The following is a 241-nucleotide window of genomic DNA, read 5'->3' as shown; positions in this document are numbered from 1 at the left end:
GTACGCTTTACGCCCAGTAATTCCGATTAACGCTTGCACCCTCCGTATTACCGCGGCTGCTGGCACGGAGTTAGCCGGTGCTTCTTCTGCGACTAACGTCAATGTGCTGCACTGTTAATACAACACCTTTCCTCGTCGCTGAAAGTGCTTTACAACCCGAAGGCCTTCTTCACACACGCGGCATGGCTGCATCAGGGTTTCCCCCATTGTGCAATATTCCCCACTGCTGCCTCCCGTAGGA

1 rRNA gene is annotated in these 241 nt (G+C 53.9%); it reads right to left on the bottom strand.

Annotation, left to right across the window (positions count from 1 at the left end):
- Positions 1–241, bottom strand: a 16S ribosomal RNA gene (locus L8G48_RS13715); the annotation flags it as partial.

The organism is Idiomarina aminovorans (assembly GCF_023155095.1).
Classification (GTDB): Bacteria; Pseudomonadota; Gammaproteobacteria; order Enterobacterales; family Alteromonadaceae; genus Idiomarina; species Idiomarina aminovorans.
This window is presented reverse-complemented; position numbering and strand designations above follow the sequence as displayed.